Source organism: Pseudoalteromonas sp. QJM3NY_22 (assembly GCF_056173065.1).
The window spans coordinates 3,924,742-3,947,907 of record NZ_CM149655.1; the positions used below are offsets into that span (position 1 = coordinate 3,924,742).

A 23,166-nucleotide genomic window follows, 5' to 3' on the forward strand; every position below is an offset into this window, starting at 1 on the left:
TGATCTATCTCATTATTTTCCTTTAGCACTTGAAACCAATTACAAATGGTAATGTACCGTTAATTGCATTTAAAATATCAACACTTGGGTAGTTCCCCTTTATCGATGTTACCTTACCATTTTCATTAACAAAGCATGCTTTCGAAAAAGTAAATACTAAAATTTCAGTTCGAAATGAGTTCACGCACTTTTCAGGTATTGCTATAAACTTATCAAAAACGTGACTAATATCTTGACTTGCATCGAGATTAGAACGAAACCAAGCGATATCAGCGGAAATTATTATCCATCCATTCACCCTTTTTATTTGTACCTCATTAGCACCCAAGGTAAGGGCGTCATTTAATATACCCGATGCAATTTCATTTCCCGGAGAATCTATATTTGACAGATATTTTTCCGGTTGTTTCTTAATCAAATCTGTAGGTTTAGAGACTGGTTTTAAGTCTTTTAATGTATATTTTTTCATGGTGTAGCTACTATTTCTTGTGCTTTTCTATAAGAATTAAAGGTTCCAAACGCTTCAGGTGGAACTAAGAACTCGTAACCGTCGGCTTTAAATCCTCCGATTGGAATTTTATTAAAACTAGCTCCATTTGCATTTAAGCCTCCAAGAGCTTTATTTGATATCATGAATTTAATTACAGCGCCTTCCCCACGGCGTAATGCAAAAAATTCAGCATCATTATAGTCAGTCGCCATATAAAACCCCGGTAAACCATCTATTTTATTTCCTGATGCAATTACTGCATTTAGGGGTTCACCATTTAAAATTCGAAGAGCTGACTGAACATCAGTACCATGATACAAGACGATTCCGCCATCAGCACTCCTTACTCTAGCGATAGCAGCCGACTGCTCTTGTTCGTAAGATGATATATTTGCAGCTATTACTGGAGCTGCTAGATCTTCCATTTGCTCATCAGTAGCAGTAGAGGTAGGAGCTAAAGCCATACCAATTACACCGCCTTTTTTGAGGGATTTCAGCCCTGCCTGAGCAACACCTTTCACCGTTTCACCTACAGAGCTTCCACTTTGCTGGGTTTGCGGTGAAGTAGTACTGGTTTGCTTAGGAGAACCAATGTCCATCGTGGCTACCTTCCCACCACTGAATGTCGCTGAAAACGATTGTGTAGCCCCATTAGAGTAAGTTGCAGTTCCACTGGCACCTGTTACAACTTCTCGTTTTATCCTTGATCCAGTAACAGCGACCTTTTCAGTCTGTTCCGTGTACTCAACCTTTTCTAACTCAGGTTCTTCTGGTGAATAACCTGTTGGATCAATACCGGACAGCGGATTGTTCATGATGTAGGAATAAGGATTAATCCCCTGTGAACCCTCATGAACAAACGGGTCTACCGACATAAACCGCCCAAGGTTATAATCGTACACCCGCCCGTTCATATGAATGAGCTCTACATTATCTAAATGTTCGTGGTCAGTAAAGCCTCTTCGTGTTTTGGCATCCGCCATATCACCGAGTTTTGAATCTCCAAATGCTTTTAAGCCGCCACTGGCTAGCCGTGGTTTACCAAATGGGTCAAAATTTCGCTCTGCTTCTACTTGTCCGTTATGGTCTGTAAATACGCGTGCACTGCCTAAGCGGTCACGGTGAGTGTATCGAATGCTTGCACTGGCCCCTGTCGTTTGGCTTATAACGGCTATGTCGTCTATGTAAGCTCGCCATGTGGTTTTGGTGCCGTCAATTTCTTCTTCATACAACTTATCGCTATAAAAAGTGGTTACGCTGCCATTCACTTGCTTAAAGCGCATGTGTTGTGGACCATAGGTAAAAGTGAGGGTTTTACCGTTTTTTATAATTTGTGTGGGTTTATCCATCGCGTTGTAGCTGGCACTGGTAAGGCCGTCGCCCCGTGTCATATTACCACGTGCATCATAACTAAATATTTTCCAACTGCCGCTGCGTAGCACACGCTTTACTGCATTTGGCCCACCTGTTGCACCGTTAGTGTAATCGTATTGTGAGGCGTAATCCGATTTAGATAACAGATTGCCCACCGCATCATAGCTGTAGTCAATCGTGGTAATGCCATTAACAGCGTTACTTTCTAAACGGTGCAGTGCATCGTAGCTGTAACTTTCACTAAAATTGTGCTGGTTGCCAATACTCCCCGAGGTGATATCAACAGCTTTTAAATTACCAAACCCATCATACGCTGAGTAATTAATACTCATGATATTGCTATTATTTTTAGCAATGGTTTTAAGGGTCATCTGACCATTCTTAAGGCTGTAAGCGGTATTTTCACTTAACCCATTACCTAATGTCCCCTGTGATATATTACCAAACACATCATGTTCAATGATAGTTTTAAACACATAACCACTGGCGGCATTTTTTACCTGCGTTTGATAGCCTGCATCGTTATAAATGTACTCTAAGGTAAGGTTATTCGGGTAACGTAGCCCTTTTACACGGCCATAGTTACTGTCGTAAAATGTGGTTGTTGTGTAGCTTTTACCACTACCAATAATAGTTTGGCTACTAGGACGGCCTCGACTATCGTATGCGTAATTTTTTGTTACGCCATTACCTGCCGCTTGATTTAACTGCCCTAGGCCATAGGTAGCGCCATCATAGCTATACGTTAACGTATTTTCACCTGTCGCGGTGCGTCGTGTAACGCGCCCAAGTACATCGGTTACATAACTGATGGTTTTATTATCCGCTCGGGATTCATGTTGTAATTCACCAAAACCATTATATTGAAAATTAGTGATACCTTGATTTGGATCGTTTACCTGTACTTTTTGACCAAGTGCATTGTACATTGCCACAATGTTATTGCCGTTAGCATCTTGAATAACGATTGGTAACCCTTGCCCATTATAGCTATAACGTGTAATTCCATTGTTTGCATCAGTTGTTTGCATTAGTTGCTTAAGGCTATTGTAAGTACGCGACATATCTAGCGTGATGCCATAACAACTATCATAAACTGTTATGCCTGTGGCAAGCTCACTGTATTCGTAGTTTGTAGTCATATCACCGCAGTGTTGATTGGTTACTTTTTCAGTTACGCGACCGAGTGTATCGTGTGCGGTATAGAATGTACCAAATACTGAGGCATGCTCTTTATGTGCTACAGATTCAAATGTTTTATAACCTACACTGTTATAAACAACATCACTGAATATCCAATCGCTATCAAAACCTTGTACGGCAGTGCGTAGTGTACGACCTAACTTATCTATATAGATTTTTTGAGCTGGTTGCCCGGCTGCCACCTTTAATACTTGTAAAGCTGCGTGTTCGGGAGCTTGTGTATCCGGTGTTTGTACTGCACTGTACTGAATGGGCATACCCGCAGTTTGAACGCTGTACGGACGGTTGTAATCATCATAGCCATAGTTAGTTACTTGATAATTACTGCCACTGAGTTGTTGGCGTGTTTGGGTTACCTGCCCCGTGGCGGGGTTCACATTGGTATAACTTATATGCCCTTTAGCATTGATTTGCTTGTGGGGGAAATAGCCGTCGCTTGCCTCGCTGATGCCATTTTTACTGTACGTAGTTGATGTCGTCCGCGTTTGGTCAACCCAACTGCCGCTACTGTTGCGTACTTTGGTTGTTTGACTTACAAGGTGCGGTAAGCCGTAATCATTAAAAGCAGTCGTAACTGTACTGCCATTACCCGAAATAGCTGAGCCTATTTTACCACTAATTTCGACTACACCAGCCTGACGACTGCTATGATATTGAGAATAAACAGTTGTATTAGATGTTTTTTGATCGAGTGTTACATTCGTTATTGGATCATTACTATTACGCTCTTTAATTGCGTTTTTTGTCACTGTTTTATTAGTGAGTTTATTTAACCACCAACTGCTTTTATCGTTCTGATAAGTACTAGTTTGGGATGTTGTATACACTCCCCAGTCGTCATTAATCTCTACCGAGTTGGCTGTTACATTTGCATATTCATCAATTCCAATTATGGTTTTATTGGTAGATGTAACAACACTTTTAGAATCAAGATCTCGCGTTAGCTGCGTTGTAGAACGAGGATATACATTATAAACACCTGATATAGTATGGTTCAGGTTATCCTGCCAGTCAGTACTTGAATAGCTTAATGCATTAGCTTCCAGACTTGCTGATTGTAATAAATTATAACTTCGCACGTTATAGTCATTTACCGCAAAAGTAGCTTGGCGTTCTAACTTACCCTGATACGGAAAGACTTGTTTAAAGTCTGATTGTGTAACGAGCCCTCGACTTACATCTTTTTCTATAATGCTTTTAAAGCCCATAAAACCACGGCCTTGGGCATTATAAACAGAACCTAAATAATTATAGCTGCGCTCATTCGTACCGCCAACCCCATTACTTTGTTTAAAACTAGTTACTACATACATTGATGAGGCAAAATTAAAGTATCCATTACCATTAACTATATCGCTCGAGAGTAAATCGTAATCAAGTTCATTACTTGAAAGCGGCCTTAAACGCCATTGTGATTTAACACCTAAGCCATTTTCAACACTTTCAATGAGATCTGCTGGTGCATAATCGCTATTTGTAATTCCACTACCTGAGCCATAATTTCTACTTATAAAAATTCCGTAATCACTTTTATATTGCACAAATTCATTACCAAGAGATGCATCATTAAATGTTGTTAATTTCCCCGCTGAATAATTTCTTCTATGATTAAAAACTAGGGAAGGGATACCTGTACCAAACACATCAATAAAAGTTGATTGATAGGCATGCCCAAGATAATTTGTTGGCTCTCTTCGAACTGAAAAACTATTACCTACTCCCTGTTCAAAATAAATAGCATCAAATCTATAAATGCTATTATCAACCGACTCACTGTTGATTGAAGTTATAGAACCAACATCTGAAGAGCTAAATCGCGAGCCGTATAGTTCATCGCCACAACGATTTTTAGTCCCTCCAATTTGACTTGGTATTAACGCACATGATTCATATATCCTCTCACCAGGTACAAGTACCTCTGGTACCCCATCATTATTAATATCTTGTACTTTAAATGCCCCCATAAATTTAGGAATATACCTTGTGTCAACTTCATTATTGCTAAGTCGTATATACGAAAAACGAGTTTCAAAAGGGTTAGAACCTAAGTTAATTTCGTTTTGAGCAAAATTCCCTCCCCCAATGTTTAGTCTAGCAACTAACTTTATCGACGGTGTTGTACGCCACCCAATCCAGTCGCTTAACCCGTCCCCATTTATATCAATAAAATATGAAAAAACCGGATGTAAATCTTGATAATCACCATTATAAAGTATATCTAAATCATCTAAACCAACATTTGAAAAGTCACTGCCGCTATTGACTAATAAACTAGTTGGTATAGCTTGTGGATAAGGGTTATCTCTTGAAGCACCGCTGTCAGTTTTTATTATATCGGGCAGACCATTACCTGTCATATCGCCCATAAATTGAAAGCCTCGTCCTAGTATATTGGATGTTCCTTTACGTATTAAACCATAACTACCTATATACTGACTTTCACTATATGGACGCTGAACTAAACCCGTGTGATAATAAAGTTTTAAAGACACCCCGCCTGAATTTGATGAATCATAAACCATCAGGTCAGGCCATCCATCACCGTTGTAATCTGCTATATGAACAGGGTGACTATCAGCGATGCCCAAGTTGGCACTATTTCCTAGCTCTACATTAGTAGTGACCATTCCACCATTTGTATATTTAATTACCATTAGCCCATTAACATTTGACCAATCATCACTTTTACCATCCATGTTAAAGTCACCATCAACGCAAATTAATTGCCTGTTATAGCTGTTTTGATAGCAAGGGTTAAACGCCAAATTATTATATGAAGAAAGTTCGGCCTCAGCATTAAGGTAAACTCCTGGCCAATCTCTTACTCCATCACCATTTAAGTCGCCTTGAGGTATATGCTCAAATAAATTTAAAATATTAGGAAATAGCCTTTCTCCATTAGCCAAGCTTAGCGTATTTAACGCAACTGTTTGTTTATTATCACTCCAATCAATGTTCGTTATTGAAAAACAATTATCTGCACCTTCACACTGCTGAACTTTATTTAATAGATCTCTATTTGAAGTTCGACTTAAGGTATAAGTTAAGTCATAAGACCTAACTACTTGGCCATTATTTTCAACATTAATTGCTTTTAGCTGCTGTGATGATGAGTAATTTCCTCCTGCTATATAACCACTTTTAAACCTGTTATTACTTTCGTAAGCGAAAGTAATTGATTGGCTCCCTTTTGAACTAATACCATTTCCTGTGTAAGCTATTCCACTTAATAGCGTTTCACCGACTCCAAACTCTTCATATTTATAATGAATATAATTTTTCGCAGTAGCATCATGTTGATATTCAATTAACCACGAATACGCAGTACTTTTACCACCATGCACTAAGCGTGAATTGCTGGTTTTACCAAAATAAGCAACATGCCCATTTTTATATTCGGCTTTAAACCACGTTGACGTGCCATTAAGAGAACCGCTTTGCGTAACGCGAGTGAAGCTATCTATTTCTGTGCGATATTCAGTGCCTGAATTACCATAAGAGCCTAATGTTGCGATTAAACGTTGACCGTCTAGGCACAAACGGTCATTACTGTTGTATTGTGGGTTTTGACTAAAACCATCTTGTGCATAAGTTGCAGCGCAGCGTGTAATACTTGAACCTGCTGTTAATGACCAACCCACACCGGCTATTCCCTTACCGCTTCGTGATGAATAATTGAGCGATACTTCCGGCTGCATGCCTACACGCCCTGGCGGTAATTCAATAGGAATGTGGTAGGTTGCTGCGCCACCATCAACCCCGGCTTGACCCTTAATAGCTCCCACACCACTAACCGTTGGCGACCCCACCTGTTCGAACTCCAACTCATTATTAGGCGTTATTGCTGCCAACGCTGCAAACTGAGAGGTTTGTTCCAAAATTGTATAATCTTGAAGCACCACATCACTATCAGGCCAACCTGACTTTATTGCTTTAGCGCACACGCGTTGACTGCGCGTTAAATTAAATGCACTTGTATAGCTCAGCCAGCTACCGTTATCGCAACTTGTACCGTTATTAACTAGCTTATACTTGACTGTGTAACTTGAACTAATTGATATTGCCGTACCGGAAAGGATTGATTCTGAGGCAGGAGTAATACTGGGTTTTTCTAACTTAGGTTTTGCAGGAGCTGTAATAACAGGGCCTACCAAGTAATCACTATAAATAATTTTCCTTGGCCCTACCTCTGTTTTAGAATAATCAGTCCCAGCTTTAACTCTAAACCGGTAGCTGGCATAGTTAGTTAATGCAAAGTGGTAAATTTTTCCTGTAGTTGTTGCAACAACCCTATAAGCACCGCCAGCTTCAGATACTTCAACAACAAAGTGCGTAGTAAGATTGCAATTACCATTACAAGGCAGAATACTGAAAGTATTTTTACTCTGGCTTTCAAGAGCTCCATTGAAAATTTTTGCAGAAAAAGTATTCAGTTCGCCACCATCATTAACTCCCCAATCCCAAGAGACAGATATAGCGTTATCACTTTTGCTATAATTAAAATTAGTTGGTGCAAAAGGGGCATAACTAATACCACCGAATGGGGGCCGTAAGGTAAAATCAGCGAGAGTAAAACTTGAATTACTCAACGTAAAACACGAATAACTAAGTGTGAGTAAATAAAAACAGGTAAACAGTGCTTTTTGTATAATATGCTGCCAGTGTAAATACTTCATTATTCGTTCCTTAAATAAAACCACCGTTCATTATTCACAAAAAAAAACAAACGAACATAATGAATTATCATTAATTTAACAAATTGAAAACATCTAATTAGCGATAATGAAGGTATTCTAAAAACAACTCTGGTATGTAGGGAATAAATACTTGGCTTACTCCCTAATACTTTTACAAATCTCGCTTACGCCACAGTAGGTAAACCGCAGGAATAACAAGTAAAGTAAGTACAATTGCACTGCCCATACCGCCAACCATAGGCGCTGCTATTCGGCTCATTACTTCGCTTCCGGTGCCCGTGCCATAAAGCACAGGCAGTAAGCCAATAATAATTGTCGCAACTGTCATCATAACTGGGCGTACTCGAAGCCCTGCACCTTCAATGATAGCTTGCTGTAATTGCACTAAGCTAAGCGGTTTTCCGGCTTGCTCTGCTTCGAGGCACTTTTCTTGATAGGCTTGGTTTAAATACACCAACATAATGACCCCAATTTCTACCGCTACCCCAGCTAAGGCAATAAAGCCCACACCTACTGCAACTGAAAAGTTAAAGCCCTCTAAATACATTAGCCATACGCCACCAATCATTGCCAGTGGCAACGTAGCCATAATAATAGTGACCTCAGCAAAGCTTCTAAAATTAAGGTAAAGCAACACAATAATTATTGCTAATGTAAGTGGTAATACATAAGTCAGTTTGTCTTTAGCGCGCTGCATGTATTCATACTGCCCAGCCCACGTAATTGAGTAGCCAGCTGGTAGTATTAGGTCTTTATCGAGCACTTGCTGAGCGTGCTCAACGTAAGTACCAATATCAACGCCATCTATATCAATAAAGCTCCAACCGTTTAAACGTGCATTTTCGCTTTTTATACCAGGCGGTCCATCTTCAATAAATACATTGGCTACATCACCAAGTGCTATACGCTGCCCTGTAGGCGTTACAATGGGTAACAACATTAGTTCTTCTGGCGAGTCTCTGTATGCTTGCGGATAACGTAAATTAACAGGGTAGCGCTCTTGCCCTTCTACGGTTTGAGTTACGTTTGTACCACCAATTGCTGTAGATACAACTTGCTGTACGTCGCTAATGTTTAAACTATAACGCGCCGCTTTTTCTCGGTTTATATCTACTTTTATATAACGCCCACCTGCTACTCGCTCTGAGTAAACCGATGCGGTGCCTTGCACATCTTTTAAAAGCACTTCTATTTGTTGACCAATTTTTTGAATTTCACTCAACTTTGGTCCCGCAACTTTAATGCCCACAGGGGTTTTAATACCGGTTGCGAGCATATCAATACGTGTTTTAATTGGCATTACCCACGCGTTCGTCAACCCCGGAAACTTAACCAAACCGTCGAGTTCTTTTTTTAGTTTTTCAAGGGTCATACCCTCGCGCCATTCGTTTTTTGGTTTTAACTGAATAAACGTCTCTATCATTGTAAGCGGTGCAGGATCTGTTGCTGTTTCTGCTCGCCCAACTTTACCAAATACTGTTTTAACCTCGGGCACTGTGGCAATTAGCTTGTCGGTTTGCTGTAGTATTTCGCGCGCTTTACCTACCGATAAACCAGGATACGTTGTGGGCATATACATTAAGTCGCCCTCATCAAGTGGCGGAATAAATTCACTGCCTATTTTGTTTACCGGGTAAAAGCCAATAACAGAAACAACCACCGCGAGTACCAATGTCATTTTTGGAAATTTAAGCACCCAGTTAAGTAGTGGGCGATACGCTGCGACGAGTAATCGGTTAACTGGATTTTTTTGCTCCGAAATAACTTTACCTCTAATAAAGTAACCCATTAATACCGGCACTAAGGTAATCGCAAGCCCAGCAGACGCTGCCATAGCATAGGTTTTAGTGTAAGCCAGTGGCGCAAACATACGTCCTTCTTGCGCTTCTAAAATAAATACCGGCATAAAGCTGACGGTAATAATTAATAAACTAAAAAATAATGCAGGACCCACTTCACTCGCCGATTTAGCCACAACTTCCCAGCGATTTTCGTTGGTAAGGGGCGTTTTTTCCATATGCTTATGCATATTTTCAATCATGACGATAGCGCCATCGGTCATTGCGCCTATGGCTATTGCAATCCCCCCTAAAGACATAATATTGGCGTTAATCCCTTGCCAATACATAATTATAAATGCCGTTAAAATTCCAAGCGGTAACGTAATAATCGCTACAAGCGATGAGCGCACATGAAACAAAAACACCACACACACTAAGGCAACTACAATCAGCTCTTCAATTAGCTTACTTGTTAAATTATCTACCGCGTTATTTATTAAGTTGGAGCGATCGTACACAGGGACTATTTCAACGCCCTCTGGCAATCCCTTTTTAAGCGATTCTAATTTTGCTTTTACGAGCTCAATGGTTTTTTGTGCATTTTCGCCATAGCGCATAATAACAATGCCGCCGGTTACCTCGCCTTCACCATTTAGCTCTGCAATACCACGGCGCATTTGCGGCCCGACTCTAATATCGGCTACATCACGCAATTGCAGCGCAGTACCGTTGGAGTTTACACCAAGCGGAATAGCTTCTAGGTCGGCAACACTCTTAATGTAGCCGGTGCTTGTTACCATGTATTCAGCTTCAGCCATTTCAACTACTGAGGCGCCCATCTCTTGGTTGCCTTGTTGAATCGCCGTTTGAATGAGGCTAAGCGGAATACCATATGCACGTAATTTATCGGGCTCTACATTGACTTGGTATTGCTTAACCATGCCACCAACAGCAGCCACTTCAGAGACTCCTGGTACGGTTTGTAGCTCAAACTTTAAAAACCAATCTTGTAAGCTTCGTAGCTGACTAATATCGTGTTTATTTGTTTTATCAACTAGTGCGTATAAGTAAATCCAACCTACGCCTGTTGCATCAGGACCAAGCTCTGGCGTAGCGCTATCGGGTAATCTACTCGCTACTTGGCTTAGGTATTCTTGTACTCGGCTACGCGCCCAATACAAATCAGTTTTTTCATCAAAAATAACGTAAACGTACGAGTCACCAAAAAACGAAAAACCCCTTACAGTTTGTGCACCCGGCACAGAAAGCATTGCAGTGGTGAGAGGAAATGTGACTTGGTCTTGCACTACTTGCGGCGCTTGCCCCGGGTAAGTAGTTTTTATAATGACCTGAACATCAGATAAGTCAGGCAAGGCATCCACGGGCGTATTTTTTATCGCAAACAACCCTCCACCTAGTAAAATTAATGTAAGCAACAACACAAAAAAGCGATTGCCAACAGACCAGCGAATAATGGCAGTTATCATAATGGCTCCTAGTGAGAACTGTGTTGCATAGGTTGCATAGGTTGCATAGTAGAATGATCAATCAGCTCTGCGTTTTGCGCTTTAGTAATTACAAATTCATCGTTAATAATGCTAAAAGTAAAATTAATATACTGGGCATTTTCAAACTGACTAATATCAATATCTGGCGCTAATACAAAGTCCATTGTGGCGGGTTCTCGATTCCATTTTTCAATGGCTTCTCGACTAATATTTATAATGCGATTTTGTGTATCTATGGCATTAATAGTGCCGTTAACCGTGGCGCTTTGTGGCTGCATATCCATGTTCATATTCGAGCCTGAACCAGAATCCGAGCTGATACCAGAACTAGGTATTTCCATTCGTTTAAAGTCGGAGCTTTTACTCGACTCAGAATCTATTAAAAATTGCGCTGAGGTCACTACCGTGTCACCTGTCGTCACGCCTGACAAAATGACCGCTTCATTACTATTAATTTGCCCAACTTCGACTTCTACCGATTTAAAATGACCCCCACCTAATGCAATAACTACACGGTTTTGATGCTGCGTGCGAATTACCGCTTCTTTTGGTACTGTAAATTGCGCCTTACTCGCTTTAGCGTGAATGCTCACTTGTGCAAACATATTTGGTTTTAACCGATGATCTGTATTTTCAAACCTAAGCCTTACACGCAGCGTTCGGTTTTTAGCATCAAGCGCGGGGTAAATGTAATCAACCTTGCCTTCCCACTTTTGACCTTTTAAGTAATCAAGCGTCATTGTAACGGGCAAGCCCACGCTAACCTGTTCTGATTGGCGCTCGAATACTTCTGCCTCTACCCAAATTTCATCAAGCTGAGCAATACTCATCATTGATGTGCCTGGTTTAACGTAAAAGCCTTCTCGTACTGTTAGTTCATCTACCACACCACTTTGCTTTGCGTAAAAAGTAATGTTTTGCATTATCTTTTTATTTTTTTGTAAGCGCTCGATAAATCCATCAGACACATTTAACGACTCTAAACGTGCCTTTGCTGCGCGAATTAACACGGTATTATTACGATTCACCGCCAATAAAAACTCTTCCTGTGCATTCACCAATTGTGGTGAATACAAAGTATATAAAGGCTCACCGGCTTTAACTTGTGCTCCTTGCGCTTTAACGTACAAGCTTTCAATCCAGCCCTCTACACGCGGATGAATGTGAATAAGTTGGTCTTGGTTATATTGCACATACCCTACAGTATTTATATCGCTGTGAAGTGTTTTAAGCTGCGCTTTGGCAGTTCTTACACCCAAGTTATTAACTACTGCAGGCGAAATAGTTACTGCACCTGGTCCATCCTGAGCGTTGCTATCGCTTTCATATACAGGGACTAAATCCATTCCCATTGGCGACAGCCCTGGCGCGTCACGCCTGTAATTACTATCCATAGGGGCTACCCAATATAAGGGCTGTTTTTCAGCACTTTGCTGTTCATTCATTTCCGAGCTGCTAGGTAAAAACTGCATCACTAAGGCGCCAATTAATGCAAATGCGCCCGCACCGACTAAGGCGGCAACAAGTAACTTTAAATTAGTATTCATTATGTAATTCTCCAGTTTTATCGCTCATTACTTGGGGGTCTAAGCTACTTGCATAATAATTAAGGCGAGCGGTAATAATATGCTGATCTACTTGAATATTAAGCGCGTCTATTTTGGCGTTAAGCTCACTAATACGCGCGCGCATCACGTCAGAAAAATCCCCATCGTCGCGCGTATAAGCATTTAGTGTTGCTTGAGATTGCTCTGACATTTGCGGTAATAACGTATTTTGATAAAGCGTATCGCGTTTTTGCAAACGAGCGAGTTGGCTAAACTCCTTAAAGTACATGCCTTTGAGTTTTTGAAGCGCCACCAGCTTTTGTGTTTTAGTAGCTTCTGCACTAGCAATAGCCGATTTAACCTGTTGATCTTGTCTGTTATCAGTAAACAATGGCAAATCAATGCTAAATCCTACTGAAAGTAAATCAGCTCGCGACTCCCCCATCGGCGTATCATCTCGGTAACCATAACCCACATTAACGCCCATTTGAGGTTTGTAACTTTGCTTGGCGAGTGCAACTTCGGTTTGCTTTGCGGTGACGGTTTTGTCTATCGCAATAATTGCGGGATGCGCCATAAGCAACTGTATTAATTTATCAAATTCAAGGTTTGCAAAATCAACCAGCCCTGTGGTTTTAGTAAATTCGGCATTTAAAGGCTGCATAAGCATATTCATAGGTAACCACTGTGCTAAACGGTTTTTAGCACTTTCAAATTGCTGCTCAAGCATAACCAGCTTATCTTCAAGGCGAGTGAGCTCTAATTGCGCACGAATAATATCTTGCTGGCGTGTTTTACCTAAGGTACTTGCGTAGCTTGCTTCGGTAACTTCAATAAGCTGAGTAAATAGCCCTTTATCTTGCTCAATTAAAGCGATACTTCGCTGAGCACGATACGCGTTTAACCACGACTCAATCACAATTGCTTTTACTTGTGCTAAGCGATCGGCGCGCTGCCAAGAATATTGTTGAGCAGACTGAGCTAATGCCTTTTGTTTAAGCGCTAAACTATTCCCTCGGCTAAACTTTTGGCTCAAATCGACTTTAAGCTGCGTCATCCCTTCTTGATCAAACGCATAACCGTTAGTAGGTAAGTTAAGTAAGCCAACCGTTAAAACAGGATCGGGTAAGGTGCCTGCGGCAATACTTTGTGCTATTGCGGCATCTTCTTGGTAGCCACTCGCTTTTAGCCATGGCTCATGCGTTAGTGCATAATTAAGCGCTTGCGTTAAGCTAAGCGTTTGCTCATTGCGGGCTTGCTTTAGCGTATCGATATTTAGGTTATTTGAATTGTTTTGCGCATTAACAGCTGTGCTAAATAACACAACACTACATAATACGGCTTTAATACTTACAGCGTGGTTCATCACTTGCTCCATCTAAAAATAAAAGAAATTCTTAAATTAGGAAGCAAAAAAGGTGTTTAGGAATTACCAATAAACGGGGTTACCGCAATTTTTACATACACCTATCCTGCTATTAAGCAGACATAGGAGGGCGGTAAAGTGAACGAGGTATATTAATTTGTGTAGTAAATACACTTATATTTACTTTTTCAGATTCAAGTAAAGTAACGCTAAATAAAGTATCAACATTAAGCATTGAATTAGCAGCGCAGCCACTGATAGGGCATTTGCAATCATTTTGTGGTGTACTTTCGTCGTCGCAACAATCCATCTGCATCATATTTTCAGACATGCTAGCAACAGCTGTTGCATCACTACTGTGTGTCATTGGTATTTGGGCATGCATTGCTGTTTTTGTTGGCATATGTGGCATTTCGCATACCATAGCTACAGACGCAACTGCCTGACCCACAAAAGTAAGCAGTAAAGTTATCATGAGTAAACTAGAGTAAAAACGTTGCAACATTATGCCTTTTAATAAATTTTAAAATGATTGTAAGATAACCTAACGGCAACCACAAATACTTTAATTATGTAGACTGCGGTTTATCAGGTGTTTTAATTAAGTTACTCGCTATAATTGCAAATATACAATATGCGCTAAAATACCAAAAACCCTCACCAAATTGGGCATTCATAACAAGTAGCTCACCACTTTTACCATGAGCGTTACCTGCTAGGTAAGTCACTATTAATGCAATAACAAATACATCAACCATGCTCCACTTACTTAATGCACAAATAACCAGACCGAGCTTTTGCTTAAACCCATTCAAAGGTAGGCAACAATAAAACAATTGTAATAGCAGCTTCAGGCTTGGAATAACAATAGAAAACAACCCCACTAAGGCGGCTACAAGTAAATTGTTATTATTAGCAAGTTCTTTAACTGTACCTAAAATACTTTGTGTTTTGTTATAGGCGCTAATCTCGCCCTCTAACTTATCAAGCCCTAGCATATTCGAGAACATCATTAGCATGCTGCGAGTCCGGCCATCGCCCTCTTCAGCCAGCATTTCAATACCCGCTTGCGCTAATTTTGATTTATCTATGTTGCCCTCTATTGTTAATACTGGTTTTGTAATACCAGGAAACAATAAACAAAGAGCAACCACTACACTTATAACCGACAACCAATTACGCATATTTAATCAACCACAACCTCTATTACATCATCACTATAAAGCATCGACTCTAAAACAAAGTTATAAAGTTTCTCAATTGGGAGCTGTGGATTGATTTCTTTTAAGGTTGTATCAACTAATGACCAGTTTTTATTTTCGATAGCTTTGGCAAGAATTAAGCAATCGCCTAGCACCCCAGAGCCATGTAATAAAGCATCAGTGATATCTTTGTTTAGTGTAAATTCTTTAACAATACTATTTAATTCAATATCCAAAATGGCATCAAGCATTGAGAACAACCCAACTAAATAGCCTTGCTGAGCCAAATCACGACTTTCTTCAGTTAAAATTAACTCTATTAACCTTGCTCGCACAAGTGCAAATTTAGTGAGCTCCGTCGGTTTATCTATACCTAAGTCACTGAGAGCTAGTACGCGGACAAACTGGCGAATAACGTCTTCGCCTAGATACACTACAGCTTGCGAAATAGACGTAATTACTAAATTACTATTTCCTGAGCGTGCATTAGCTAATTTCAAAATACGCGTGGTAATACCAACATCTCTGGCTACACGCTGATGTATCTCCTCAAAACATAAAGACTCTTTTGACGTTGATTTAAGTAAATCAAACACAGTAACTTTTGAAGGATCGATACCACTGTAAGTTAGCATTTCTGGACGAGCAAAAAAGAACCCCTGAAATAAGTCACATCCAGCAGTTTTTAGTACTTTAAACTGCTCGTGTGTTTCTATACGCTCAACAATAATTTTACAGTGAGGGTATTTACGCTTAAGCTTTTTTACGTGCATATTAGTTTTTATTATGGGCTCATCGGCCTCTATTTTTATATAACTAACAAGTGCTAATAATGGCTCCCACTTTGCATCGCCATCATAATCATCAAGTGCAAAAGTGTATCCCTCTTTTTTTAATGATGTAACACGTTTAGCTACTTCATCTATATTCACTGTGCGTTCTACAATTTCAATAACCGTCATTTCAGGATTTAATAATTTAGGGAAGTCATCGAGTAATGCATCCGTTGATAAATTAATAAATGCCAGTTGATGCGCAGTAAGCTTTTCAGCACCTACCAACATAAGCGTATTAAAAAATAAACGGCTCGTTGCATGTTCATCACTTGTACCTACTGGAAAGGCGTTATTTGATGAATTTCTATACAGCAACTCATACGCAAAAACCTCTTTTTCAGCATTAAATATGGGTTGTCTTGCTACATACTGCGTAAGAGTAGGAGTTGGTGTATTAGACACTTTCAATAGGTTTAGCCTGTAAGTTCATGTGTGCAAATAGCACTTATATAGTTACTTTAATACATGTGACAAATTAAAAGTATAGTAAAAATATCGTAACTATTCACCATGGTAAATTATTTTCAAAGGATCTTTTTTAACTATTGACCGATCCCGCCAGTATGCCAAGCTAGGGCTATGACCTAATAGCCCTAGCTTCAATGAATTTAAACAGCATCAACATCGACGAAATCGTTGAGAAAACCAAAGCTCAATTACAAGAAGGTAAAACTCTCACGCCTGCGCTGAAGATGTCTATTGAACTCATTCTGGTTGTCGTTGTTATGTTAGCAAGTAAATTAGGACTTAACAGTAACAATAGCAGTATCCCGCCATCAAAAGACATCAACCGAAAAAAACAAAACAAAGAGAAATCAGCCAAGTCAGCGGGTGGTCAAAAAGGCCGTGCAGGTAAAACACTAACCCAAACACAGACGCCTGATGAGATCAAAATCATCCTAGTTGAACGTGATTTTTTACCGAAAGGTCACTACCGTGAAATTGGCTTTCAAAAACGACAGGTTGTCGATATAGATATCAGGAAAGTGGTCACTGAATACCAAGCACAAATTCTGGAAAATGAGCAAGGTAAGCGTTTTATTGGTGAATTTCCAGAAGACGTTAACAGTCCTATTCAATATGGGGTTGGTGTAAAAGCCCATGCAGTTTACCTATCCCAATATCAATTACTCCCTTACAACCGCATTGAAGAATATTTTTGTGATCAACTCGGTATTCCAATCAGTGCGGGTAGTTTATTTAACTTTAATGAACAAGCAGCGGCCTTGGTAAAGTCCTCCGGCGCAGAAGCCGCGCTCAAGAAAGCCCTGAAAACGACTTATCAAGCCTTACACGTTGATGAAACGGGGATTAATATAGGTGGTAAACGACGATGGCTTCATGGTGCATCAACGACGTGGTGGACGTATTTTTACCCGCATGAGAAAAGAGGGAAAATAGCGATGGATGACGCCGATATTTTACCTCACTTTACTGGGGTACTATGCCACGACCACTGGAAACCGTATTATCAATATACACAGTGCCAACATGCCTTGTGTAATGCACATCATATCCGAGAGTTAGAAAGGGCATGGGAGCAAGACGGTATGCAATGGGCAAAGGATTTGCAAACCCTACTGACTGAAATCAATAAACATCAAATAGATAACCCCGAGCTAGATGCAGACACAAAAGCTCACTATATAGAGAAATATCAACAAATATTGGCTCAAGGTGACATTAAATGCCCTCCACCGGATAGAAACAGCCGAGTAAAAGGCCAGCGAGGCAGATTGAAACGAACAAAGTCTAGAGCGTTGTTAGAGCGGTTAAGAGATTATCAAGATGATGTCTTACGGTTCATGACGGAAACAGCGGTGCCTTTTAGCAACAACCAGGGTGAGAATGATATTAGGATGACCAAGGTTCATCAAAAGATATCTGGGTGCTTCAGAAGCATGCAAGGTGCAGAGATGTTTTGTTTAATCAGAAGCTACCTCTCGACTTGCAGAAAACAGCATGTATCAGCAAGCCTAGCCCTTGAGTTACTCTTCAAAAATCAGTTACCTGATATATTTATTGAAAATGTGGCTGAATAGTTACAAAATATCTTAATAATTGCAAACAACTAAAAGTAAATCATACCTAAATTCGGATAATAAGTGCAATTTCTCAGATTAGATGGCCAGCTGTTATAATTCGGCCATTCTCTCGCCAAAGGAAATTGCTTTAATGAAATATAAACAGCTGACACAAGCAGAAAGATACCAGATTTACGCGTTAATAAAAGCAGGAAATAACCAAAAACAGATAGCTGATGAACTCACTCGTTCACCGTCATCTATCTCTAGAGAGTTAAAACGCAATAAAGGGCTTAAAGGCTATCGACCTAACCAAGCCAATAATTTTGCAGAGCAAAGACGCAAGTCATCTTTCAAAGCAAGTAAGTTAACAGATGATGTTACTGACTGGATTAATAAATTGTTGGTTGACGGACTTTCGCCAGAGCAGGTGGCAGGCCGCTTAGCTTTAGAGAAAAAGGTCGTTTTGCATCATGAAACGATTTATCAATATATTTACAGAGACAAGGCTCGTGGTGGTGAACTACATAAGACACTCACTCGTGCATGTAAAAAGTATAAAAAACGCTATGGAAGCTACGATAAACGTGGACAGATAGTTAATCGAGTCAGTATTGATGAACGCCCAAGTATTGTGGATTCAAAGTCTAGGATTGGTGATTGGGAGGGCGATACAGTGATAGGCAAAGGGCGTAAAAATGCCCTTGTTACAATGGTTGAACGTAAAACGTTATATACAGTCGTTCACAGAATTGAAAGCAAGCATGCGAAAATAACAGCCGATGCGCTGATCAAGTGTATGACACCCTATAAAGGTAAGGTTATTACCGTGACTTTAGATAATGGAAAAGAGTTTGGAGTTATTGTCAAATCTGGTGTATGAGCTCATCTTGATGCTCTGTTTGATCTTGAGTTATTCTTTCGCCGTCTTTAAATTTTACCCCTGTAATTACTTCAGCCAGTAACTTAAACCCTCGCAAGCGGTACCATTTTTTCTCTGCCGACTGCGCGAGTTTAAAAACCATCATTAAGGTGGTTGTCCGGCTGCCACAACTCTTCACTTTATGCGTTCTCAGCCTTACCGTCGCAAACGTTGACTCTATCGGATTACTCGTTCTTATGTGCATCCAATGCTCAGCAGGATAATCATAAAATGCCAGCATTTCATCTTTATCCTTCATCAAGCAATCCGTCGCTTTTGGGTATTTGACTGAGTAATTTTTAACAAATAAATCATACGCTTTATAAGCAGAAGCTCGACTCTCTGCCATCCAGATATCTTGTAAATTCGCTTTGATTTTAGGTTGCATTGATTTCGGCACTTTGTTTAGCACATTCGCGATTTTATGCACCCAGCAACGTTGATGTTGGGTTGTTGGCCATACTTTGGTGAGGGCATTCCAAAACCCCAGCGCACCATCCCCTATGGCCAATTTTGGTGGTATTGTTAGACCCTGTGAGCGCAACTGATTTAACACTTCAGTCCAGCTCTGCTCAGACTCACGAACCCCGTCAACCACCGCCAATAGCTCCTTTCTGCCCGTTTCATCTACCCCCATAATTACCAGTAAGCACAGCTTATCATCCATTCGAATTTTACTGTAAATCCCATCGGCCCAGATATACACATATCGACGTTTAGCCAAGGAACGTTTAGACCACTGCTGATACTCCGTTTCCCAGGTGGATTTCAACCGAGAGACACTATTGGCCGACAAACCTTTGGCTTGCTCGCCTAAAAGAGACACTAAAGCGGGCTGCATATCACCCGTCGAAATTCCTCGTAAATAGAGCCATGGGATCAGCTCTTCGATATTTTTTGTCCGTTTCAGATAAGGCGGGATCAAGGCACTATTGAATTTAATGCCTTCCTTTTTTCGATCCCTGACTTTAGGTATTTTGACCTCAATATCACCAAGGCCTGTTTGGATCGTACGCTCAGGCTGGTGACCATTTTTGACGATCCGCTGAAGTCCCTCGACGGTCTCATGCTGGTATTGAGCCAATAAAACAGCCAACTCAGCCTCAATCGCTTGAGCTAACAACTGCTGCGCCCCGCTTTTAAGCAACTGCTCTAACGGATTGTCTGGTTTTTCAATGGAAATAACATTATCATTTTCAGTCATTGCGATGTCTCTCTGGTTAATTGTTGATCTGGTCAAGATCAATTAACAGATTACATCGCAATGACTTTTTCTCATACACCAGAAACGACTATAGCTCAAGAGTTTGCTCACCATGAGCATATTGCACAAAAATTAGAAGCGGATGTGTATTTCGCTCACCCATATTCATCATGGGAGCGGGGCATAAATGAGAATACCAACGGCTTACTTAGACGCTTCTTCCCCAAGGGAACTGACTTTATGTCGCTAAGTGAAGCAGAAATACAGGCGGCAGTTGATAAGCTCAACCATCGGCCAAGAAAAACAAGAGGGTATAAAACCCCTCATGAGTTATTTACGGGGCAATCAGAAGTTCTGGTGGCTGCATAATGATTGCACTTAATACTTGAATTCAAGATATAAAAGGATGCTCAACTAAATATAAAATAGTGATCTATTGCCATCGTTTTTATTCTCAAACCTCCCGCAGATACATTACACATATTGCATAAACGCCTTACAAAAAGAATAAACAACTGGGCTTGTTGACTTTTGCGGATTAAAATTTGTTCAATCTAGGGGCTATTTATGGGAATAACCACACACCATAGGCTCTGCCTTGCCTAAATACCAAACTGACTGCTGCAAATTTAACCTCGAAAGATAAACAGGCCTAAGGTTCAGAAATTAAAAACCCCCGCATGAATAATATACCCTTACAAAACCAAGGGGCTTATAGCGTTCAGCAGCCCTGCTAGGGTATAATAACGCCAAATGTAAACTTCACTTAAATAAGAACCTTCATGAGTATTGAAAAAGCCTTAATTGAACGCAGTAGTAATCAATGTGAATTATGTGCAGCAACCGAAAACCTTTCTGTATACGAAGTACCTCCTGTGACAGAAACTCATTCAGATAAATGTATTTACACATGTCAAACCTGTAAAGATCAAATCGAAAACAGTAGCGAATTAACACCAACACATTGGCACTGTTTAAATGACAGCATGTGGAGCCAAACACCCGCAGTACAAGTTGTAGCTTACAGAATGCTTTCGCGCTTAGCGCCTAATAATGGCTGGGCACAAGACGCACTAGACATGATTTACCTTGAAGAAGATACACTTGCTTGGGCTAAAAAAGCACTTGCTGAAGATGACGATGTTAAACATGTTGATAGCAACGGTGTGGTACTTCAAGCTGGCGATACCGTTACACTTATTAAAGATTTAGACGTTAAAGGCAGTAGCCTTACCGCTAAACGCGGTACCGCAGTACGCAATATTGGCTTAACGAGTAATCCTGAACATATTGAAGGGCGAGTTGATGGTCAACGTATTGTTATTTTAACTAAATACGTTAAAAAATAAGGCATAAAAGTAAGCGCTGTACTGCACAGCGCTTTTTATTTAACATTTCAGCTATTCATTTACTAATTGTTCACTACGATAAAAGCCACTCGGCTTGCTTAATAAAGTCATAAGCTCTGGTAGCACTGCATCCATAGTTTGCTTTAGTTTCCATGGCGGATTAATGACTATCATGCCAGATGCGGTCATGCCGTGTACATCGGTGTCATCTTCAGTGCCCAATTCAAATAATTGAATATTACGCATACCTGAATCTATTAAACCTTGCTCCATATTATCAATACGTTCCCTATCCACTACAGGATACCAAATCATATAAGTACCTGTCGAAAAACGCTGGTACGCTTTGATTAAAGTAGTAACAACCGTTTCATAATCATCCTTAATTTCATATGGTGGGTCGATCAATACACATGCTCTGCGTGAAGCAGGTGGCAAAAGGCCTACCAATCCAGTAAATCCATTCTCACCACGTACACGAATAGATCGTTTACCTTGCATATTCTCTTCAAGTAATAACAAATCGCGCGGATGAAGTTCAAAAAACCATCCTTTATCGTGACGACGTAAAAAGTGCTCAGCAATCTTTGGAGAGCCCGGATAAAATGCAAGTTCATCTGTTTCATTAAATGATTTAATTAACGCTATATATTCATTAAGTGCAGCGTGTTCACTTTTATGCTGCCACAACTTTTCTATGCCATCTTGATATTCTTGTGTTTTTTGTGAATCAGCTGCGGCTAATTCAAAAAAACCTGCGCCTGAGTGTGTGTCTATGTAATCAAGTGGTTTATCTTTAATTGTTTGATAACCTAGTACTTGCGCTAACACTAAATGTTTGAGTACATCGGCAGGGTTACCAGCATGAAATGAGTGTCTATAACTAAGCATTATTTATTTTCGCCATACGCTATTTAATAAAAAACAGTGAACCATAAGCACTATACTTTGGCAACTGAGAGTGAACCATTTATGAATGAAAAAGCCTTCACGCTGAATTATCCCTTAACGCAGAAGAAAAATCAGCTAAAACCACCGTAAATGCTGGCAAATCAATACACTTTGCTTTACATTTGCATGACATTAATTACAGTTATATGAGCGCCTTTATGAATAACAATACTCTTCAACAACTCGAACAACTGATCGATTCACTAATTGATCGTAATAATCAATTGCTAACTGATGTTTCAAACTTAAAAGAACAAAATAGCAAACTAGCAGATGAAAACGAACTATTACAGCTAGAAGCTATTGAAAACGAAGAAAAACAAAAAGATGCCAGCACAACTTTATCTGGTCTTCTTGATAAATTACAAAGTGCACAACAGGCTAGCTAATGTCTGAGCTGCAAAACCAGCGGGTCACTGTTGAGTTGCTAGGTCAAGAGCAGCAATTTGCTTGTCCTGAAGGACAAGAAGAGGCACTAATAGCAGCAGCTAAAAACCTTAATGATTTGGTGGAGCAAATGAAACAACGCTCTTCAGTTCGAAATGATCAAAAAGCCTTACTTATGGCAGCGTTAAACTTAAGCCACGAATTGCTAGAAGCAAAAACACAGGCTACAGTTGAGCAGCAGCAACAAGACCAACTCGTTGACAAACTAAGTCAGCATTTGGCAAGTGACCCCACACATCAAAAATAAAAAGCGCAAACTGCGCTT

The 23,166-nt window shown here is 40.2% G+C and carries 15 protein-coding genes and 1 pseudogene; 6 read left to right on the top strand and 10 right to left on the bottom strand.

From position 1 onward, the window contains the following. Positions 1 to 22: 22 nt before the first annotated feature. From AC0VZ4_RS18200 to AC0VZ4_RS18235, 8 genes are all read right to left on the bottom strand, one after another. Positions 23 to 469 carry a hypothetical protein gene (locus tag AC0VZ4_RS18200; protein ID WP_337150598.1) on the bottom strand — a complete coding sequence of 149 codons (447 nt, stop codon included), beginning with the start codon at positions 467 to 469 and terminating at the stop codon, positions 23 to 25. Beyond that, entirely contained in the window at positions 466 to 7,743 is a 7,278-nt protein-coding gene (locus AC0VZ4_RS18205) for an RHS repeat-associated core domain-containing protein (protein WP_475440364.1), read from the bottom strand. Before AC0VZ4_RS18205 ends, AC0VZ4_RS18200 begins: the two co-directional genes overlap by 4 nt. A 172-nt stretch (positions 7,744 to 7,915) precedes the next feature. Continuing rightward, positions 7,916 to 11,032 (bottom strand): efflux RND transporter permease subunit, encoded by a 3,117-nt coding sequence (locus AC0VZ4_RS18210; RefSeq protein ID WP_475440365.1) that lies wholly within the window; start codon positions 11,030 to 11,032, stop codon positions 7,916 to 7,918. A gap of 8 nt (positions 11,033 to 11,040) precedes the next feature. Then, positions 11,041 to 12,600, bottom strand: a complete 1,560-nt coding sequence (locus tag AC0VZ4_RS18215; protein ID WP_475440366.1) for an efflux RND transporter periplasmic adaptor subunit — start codon at positions 12,598 to 12,600, stop codon at positions 11,041 to 11,043. Then, complete coding sequence (locus tag AC0VZ4_RS18220) at positions 12,590 to 13,966, bottom strand: TolC family protein (RefSeq protein ID WP_475440367.1); 1,377 nt, start codon at positions 13,964 to 13,966, stop codon at positions 12,590 to 12,592. The genes AC0VZ4_RS18215 and AC0VZ4_RS18220 overlap by 11 nt, the downstream gene beginning before the upstream one ends. Positions 13,967 to 14,078: 112 nt before the next feature. Beyond that, entirely contained in the window at positions 14,079 to 14,441 is a 363-nt protein-coding gene (locus AC0VZ4_RS18225; RefSeq protein WP_475440368.1) for a hypothetical protein, read from the bottom strand. Between the two features lie 94 nt (positions 14,442 to 14,535). Beyond that, positions 14,536 to 15,150, bottom strand: a complete 615-nt coding sequence (locus tag AC0VZ4_RS18230; RefSeq protein WP_033023237.1) for a paraquat-inducible protein A — start codon at positions 15,148 to 15,150, stop codon at positions 14,536 to 14,538. A 2-nt stretch (positions 15,151 to 15,152) separates the two neighbouring features. Continuing rightward, a complete protein-coding gene (locus AC0VZ4_RS18235; protein WP_475440369.1) occupies positions 15,153 to 16,412 on the bottom strand; it encodes an EAL and HDOD domain-containing protein in 1,260 nt (419 codons plus the stop codon). A 194-nt stretch (positions 16,413 to 16,606) separates the two neighbouring features. On the opposite strand from AC0VZ4_RS18235, the gene tnpC reads away from it, so the two are divergent. Both tnpC and AC0VZ4_RS18245 read left to right on the top strand, forming a co-directional pair. Continuing rightward, complete coding sequence (gene tnpC, locus AC0VZ4_RS18240) at positions 16,607 to 18,046, top strand: IS66 family transposase (RefSeq protein WP_475439674.1); 1,440 nt, start codon at positions 16,607 to 16,609, stop codon at positions 18,044 to 18,046. Between the two features lie 82 nt (positions 18,047 to 18,128). Further along, positions 18,129 to 18,911: an IS30 family transposase gene (locus tag AC0VZ4_RS18245; RefSeq protein ID WP_475440370.1), complete on the top strand. Its 783-nt coding sequence runs from the start codon at positions 18,129 to 18,131 to the stop codon at positions 18,909 to 18,911. Here AC0VZ4_RS18245 and AC0VZ4_RS18250 read toward each other — a convergent pair. Continuing rightward, the gene (locus AC0VZ4_RS18250) at positions 18,895 to 20,154 is read right to left on the bottom strand and encodes an IS256 family transposase (RefSeq protein WP_475439694.1); all 1,260 of its coding nucleotides are present in this window, start codon (positions 20,152 to 20,154) and stop codon (positions 18,895 to 18,897) included. The two genes, AC0VZ4_RS18245 and AC0VZ4_RS18250, sit on opposite strands and share 17 nt — an antisense overlap. A 99-nt stretch (positions 20,155 to 20,253) precedes the next feature. Here AC0VZ4_RS18250 and AC0VZ4_RS18255 point away from each other — a divergent pair. Beyond that, a pseudogene (locus tag AC0VZ4_RS18255) lies at positions 20,254 to 20,523 on the top strand (IS30 family transposase); the annotation flags it as partial. A gap of 413 nt (positions 20,524 to 20,936) precedes the next feature. Next, positions 20,937 to 21,503, top strand: a complete 567-nt coding sequence (locus AC0VZ4_RS18260; RefSeq protein ID WP_475440371.1) for a PhnA domain-containing protein — start codon at positions 20,937 to 20,939, stop codon at positions 21,501 to 21,503. A 51-nt stretch (positions 21,504 to 21,554) separates the two neighbouring features. On the opposite strand, the gene AC0VZ4_RS18265 is transcribed toward AC0VZ4_RS18260, so the two are convergent. Then, on the bottom strand, positions 21,555 to 22,394 hold the full coding sequence (locus AC0VZ4_RS18265; protein WP_007375969.1) for a 23S rRNA (adenine(2030)-N(6))-methyltransferase RlmJ: 840 nt from the start codon (positions 22,392 to 22,394) through the stop codon (positions 21,555 to 21,557). A 218-nt stretch (positions 22,395 to 22,612) separates the two neighbouring features. On the opposite strand from AC0VZ4_RS18265, the gene zapB reads away from it, so the two are divergent. Both zapB and AC0VZ4_RS18275 read left to right on the top strand, forming a co-directional pair. After that, positions 22,613 to 22,843: a cell division protein ZapB gene (zapB, locus tag AC0VZ4_RS18270; RefSeq protein WP_007375968.1), complete on the top strand. Its 231-nt coding sequence runs from the start codon at positions 22,613 to 22,615 to the stop codon at positions 22,841 to 22,843. Beyond that, entirely contained in the window at positions 22,843 to 23,148 is a 306-nt protein-coding gene (locus AC0VZ4_RS18275) for a cell division protein ZapA (RefSeq protein ID WP_007375967.1), read from the top strand. Before zapB ends, AC0VZ4_RS18275 begins: the two co-directional genes overlap by 1 nt. Positions 23,149 to 23,166 lie beyond the last annotated feature (18 nt).